The sequence below is a fragment of the Winogradskya consettensis genome, assembly GCF_018332715.1.
GTDB classification, from domain to species: Bacteria; Actinomycetota; Actinomycetes; order Mycobacteriales; family Micromonosporaceae; genus Actinoplanes; species Actinoplanes consettensis.
Genome location: NZ_BOQP01000007.1, coordinates 117,824 through 121,039 on the forward strand (window position 1 = coordinate 117,824; position 3,216 = coordinate 121,039).

Annotated in this window: 4 protein-coding genes; 3 read left to right on the plus strand and 1 reads right to left on the minus strand. The window is 69.4% G+C overall.

Going from position 1 to position 3,216, the window contains the following annotated elements; translation table 11 throughout:
- Positions 1-5: 5 nt before the first annotated feature.
- Positions 6-1,205: an MFS transporter gene (locus Aco04nite_RS08195; RefSeq protein WP_212996576.1), complete on the minus strand. Its 1,200-nt coding sequence runs from the start codon at positions 1,203-1,205 to the stop codon at positions 6-8.
- Positions 1,206-1,854: 649 nt separating this feature from the next.
- Here Aco04nite_RS08195 and Aco04nite_RS08200 point away from each other — a divergent pair.
- From Aco04nite_RS08200 to Aco04nite_RS08210, 3 genes are all read left to right on the plus strand, one after another.
- Entirely contained in the window at positions 1,855-2,031 is a 177-nt protein-coding gene (locus Aco04nite_RS08200; RefSeq protein ID WP_212996577.1) for a hypothetical protein, read from the plus strand.
- Positions 2,032-2,096: 65 nt separating this feature from the next.
- Complete coding sequence (locus Aco04nite_RS08205; protein ID WP_280519322.1) at positions 2,097-2,999, plus strand: ACP S-malonyltransferase; 903 nt, start codon at positions 2,097-2,099, stop codon at positions 2,997-2,999.
- Positions 2,947-3,201 (plus strand): acyl carrier protein, encoded by a 255-nt coding sequence (locus Aco04nite_RS08210; protein ID WP_212996579.1) that lies wholly within the window; start codon positions 2,947-2,949, stop codon positions 3,199-3,201. Before Aco04nite_RS08205 ends, Aco04nite_RS08210 begins: the two co-directional genes overlap by 53 nt.
- Positions 3,202-3,216 lie beyond the last annotated feature (15 nt).

Genomic DNA, 3,216 nt, shown 5'->3' on the forward strand with positions numbered 1-3,216 from the left:
CGCGGTCAGTGGGTGGGCAGGGTGGGGCGGCGGGTGCGCCAGGCCAGGAGCAGGGCGCCGAGGCCGAACAGGACCGACAGCCAGAAGGCGTTGTGGGAGGCGACCCGGTCGACGAGCCAGCCTCCGCAGAACGCGCCGATGGTGGTGCCGGCGCCCATTCCGGCGGAGGCCCAGGTCATGCCCTCGGCGGCGCCGGTCTCCGGGTTGCTGAGCAGGGAGAAACCGGCGCTGAGGGCCGGTGCCGCACCGACGCCGGCCAGCAGGCAGGCGACGGCCAGCAGCACCGGTGACCGGGCGAGCGGGAGCAGCAGGCCGCAGCCGGTCATCCAGGCCATGGCCGGGACGAACAGCCGCTGGGGGGCGATCTGCCCGAGCCGTGGCCCGGCGAACAGGGCCGCGCTCGCGCTGCCGATGGCCCAGGCCGCCAGGGAGATACCCGCCCAGGCGGGGTGGCCCGCGCCGTCCGCGAGCGCGACCAGCAGAATCTCGATCGAGCCCAGGTAGGCGCCGATGCCCACGAAAGCAGCCACAACGGCCTTGGTGCGGACGGCGGATCGGCTCCCGGGCACGCCGCCGGGGGAGGCACGCCGTGCCATGGCGGGTGGTTCGGTCGCGGTCTGCGCGGCCAGCAGGAACCAGCCGAGAGCGGGACCGGCGAGCACCACGACGGGCGAGGCCCAGGGATGGCCGATCGTGATGGCGGTGATCGCCACCGGCGCCAGGACGAACATCATCTCGTCGACCACGGACTCCAGGAAGAAGGCGGTCTGGCGGGCTCCGGGCTGAGTCACGGCGTACGCCCAGCGGGCCCGTACGGCGGATCCGATGTCGATCTGCGCCATGCCGGCGAGCAGGCTGGCCGCGAGCACCGTGGGCACCTGCCAGCCGAAGGGCCTCGCGCAGGCCACCATGAGGGCGATCAGCGCGCAGACCTGCACGCCGGCGCCGATCATGAGCTCGCGGCGCTGCCCGAGCCGGTCCATGCGGCGGCCGTGGACCGGAGCCATGACCGACGCGCCGACGACGTACAGCGCCGATGCGGTTCCGCCGACGCCGTACGAGCCGGTGCTGTTGCCCACTGCCAGCACGATGGCGACCCCCGCACCCGCCAGCGGCAGCCGGGAGATGGCCCCGGTCAGCAGGAGCCATCGGCGGGCGGGCGAGGACAGCAGGGTGGCGTAGCTGACCCGTTCAGTCACCGGCATGCTGCCTCACTGCACGCCGGGGCCGGTGCGTCGCCCGGCCCGTCCGGGCGGGCTCGGCCAGCTGGCGGGCGTACGCGTCGGGAAGTGGCCGGGAGATGAGGTTCCCGATCGTGGCGGCGAGCGTCACGGACGCCAGCTGCTGAGCTCGTCCCGCCGCGGGCCGGACAGCAGAGAACGCTCGCACAGAACCCCCGTGTCAATGGCTTGACCATTTCTGTGAAGCGCAATACGGGCAGCGCCGAAACAGTGGCCGGCATGGGAAAAGATTCAGGAGCCGAGCAACGTTGCTCAGTCCGCACCGTCGTCACCGCGTGACGACAAGGATGAGGACGCCCCCGTAGACGCTCAATCGGCTCCGGACTCGGAATCACCCGGAGACACCAGGAAACTACCCCAGGGCATCGAAGTACGTGAGCCCGCCGGCCCGCCGCCTTCGACGGGCAACTGCGGGGTAGTCGGCCGGCATCACCCCGGCGAGGCGGGCAGGGACGTGTGGCACAAACCGTCCTGGACGCTTCTGACCACCGGTTATCCCTTCCCGGTGCCCGGGGCCCGCCCCAAACTATTGATCAAGGGAACGGCGGCTTCGCACCGGAAGCCCCGATACGCCCTCCTGAACGACCAATGTGACTTCCCGCTGGAGGGCTCCATGTCTGCCACCGCCCGGATCTCCGGAATTCTCGCCGGCCTGCTGCTGCTCGCCGCGCTCGCCGCGCTCGTCGTGGCCGGCGACCCCGGCTCGGCCCACCACGCCGGCACGACCTACCGGGCGGGCCTGATCTGGGACACCGCGCCGGAGGCTCCGGCCACCGGGCAGGTCGCCTGACGTCGCACTCCCCCATTCATCTCTGACGCTCATCGCGTCGGCCCTGACGTGATCGGAAGATGCAGATGCTCGCGCTTGCCTTTGCAGGGCAGGGTTTCCAGGAAAAGGGAATGGGGCTCGACGTCTTCGGGCACTATCCCGGCCTCGTCCAGCTCGCCACCGACATCCTCGGCTACGACCTCGCTGAATTGTGCCGCGACGACCCGGACGATCTGCTGACCCGGACCGAATACACCCAACCGGCGATGTACGTGGTCAACGCGCTGCGCCATTTCGAGCGCGTTCGGCGGGAGGACACCCCGGCCGATTTCTATCTGGGGCACAGCCTCGGTGAGTACAACGCCCTGCTGGCCGCCGGCGTCCTCGATTTCGAAACCGGTCTGCGGCTGGTGCGCAAACGAGGGGAGCTGATGGCGGCCGCGTCGGGCGGCGGGATGACCGCCGTGCTCGGCGTCACCGTGCCGGAGCTGCTCGACATGCTGCACGAGGACGGCGTCGACGGTGTCGACCTCGCCGGGTTCAACACCGACACGCAGACGGTCATCTCCGGCACCCTCCCGGTCCTGGAGGCCGCCCACCGCTGCCTCGGACAACGGCGGATCCGGTTCAGCGCGTTGCGGGTCAGCGGCCCGTTCCACTCCCGGTACATGGAGCCCGCGCGGGCGGAGTTCGCCCGATACCTGTCCGGCTTCCGGTTCGCCGAGCCACGGCAGCCCGTGATCGCCAACGTCACCGGGCTCCCCCACGAATCCGGTGCCGTCGCCGGGCTGCTCGCCGAGCAGCTCGTCCGGCCGGTGCGGTGGACCGACAGCATCCGTCATCTGCTGGCACTCGACCCGCGGGTGGAGTTCAGCGAGATAGGCGGCGAATCACTCGTGCGCATGGCGCGCACCATCAGAAAACGGAGCGGCACAGATGCAGAGCAAAGCCATCATCGGAAAGTATCTCGAGGACACGTTCCTGTTTGATTTCGACGACACCATCACGGCCGACACGGACCTTTTCAAGGCCGGTGTCATCGACTCGTTCGGATACGTCCGGATGATGAAATTCCTGGAACAGCAGTTCGGTGTGGAGATCTCCGCCGAAGACATTCTCACGAACATCCTGGTGTCTCTCACCTCCATCGACGAATTCGTCGCCACCAAGATCGCGGCTGTGTCCGCCTGACGAGGAGTAAAACAA